Genomic DNA, 1,086 nt, shown 5'->3' with positions numbered 1-1,086 from the left:
TATCGGACCTTTTTATCCTTACTTCAGATATTGAAGGTTTTGCCAATGTGATAATTGAAGCTATGGTTTGCAGTTTACCAATAATTGCTACAGATTGTCCAAGTGGTCCATCAGAAATTCTTGAAAATGGGAAATGTGGGATTTTGGTTCAAAGAGGGGATTATATAACTCTCGCCAATGAAATCTTGCATGTTCTTCAGAACGAAGAATTTAATAAAGAATTAAGAAATAATGCTTCAATAAGAGTAAGAGATTTTGAGTATGGAAAAGTGTTTAAAGAGTTTAACAATTTCATGACAAACATTTAGAGAAATATTTGATGAAAAATATAAAGTGTCCATTATGCTCTGTAAATATAGATAAGGATAGATATAAAGAAAATTACTATTCAAAAATTATGAACACTAATTATACATATGTCACGCCTGTTCATTAGAATTTTGGAACCCTATGGCTATGTTTAAAGAATTTTATGAAGATGAACTCCATAAAGATTATACGTCACTCCATGTTGGCAGATCAAGAAGCATATCTCAAAATATGAACCTGTTCTTTGAAAATCCGCCATTAAAAAGTGGAAAATTACTGGATGTTGGATGTGGCGATGGCATTTTTTTAGAAAAGGCTCGAGAATTTGGCTTCGATGTATGGGGTATTGATTTTGATTCTAAGAGTATCGAGACAGCCAGGAAGAAAAGAAATCTTAGAAATGTCTTTCCTGTATCATTAACAGAGTTTGTAGATTTTGCAAAAATGAAGAACATACAATTTGATATCATTACTTTCTTTGAAGTCTTAGAACACCAGGACAATCTGCAGTCTTTTATACAAGATATTACAACATTATTGAAGAAGGATGGATTTGTCGCTGGGTCGGTCCCCAATAGAGATAGATTTCTAGCAAAACTGTCTGACAGAGCGTTCGGTTTTGGAGATTATCCACCTCATCATTTTACAAGATGGTCTATGGAAGTATTAAAAATTTACCTTGAAAAAAATGGCTTCACCAATATCTGGCTAAAACCGTGCTGTTTTTTCTCTCTTTTAGAGGCATCGTACTGGTGGCAAAGAGTGATTCTAGGAAAT

General features: G+C 33.3%; 2 protein-coding genes. Both read left to right on the top strand.

All coding sequences use genetic code 11. The features are described from left to right. Positions 1 to 308 (top strand): glycosyltransferase (locus AB1349_14625; protein MEW6558561.1); only part of this gene is annotated, 308 nt, incomplete at its 5' end. 142 nt (positions 309 to 450) lie between these two features. Continuing rightward, positions 451 to 1,086 (top strand): class I SAM-dependent methyltransferase (locus tag AB1349_14620; GenBank protein MEW6558560.1); only part of this gene is annotated, 636 nt, incomplete at its 3' end.

The organism is Elusimicrobiota bacterium (assembly GCA_040757695.1).
GTDB lineage: Bacteria > Elusimicrobiota > UBA8919 > UBA8919 > UBA8919 > JBFLWK01.
The sequence above is the reverse complement of the archived record's forward strand: the minus strand, read 5'-3'. Positions and strand labels throughout refer to the sequence as shown.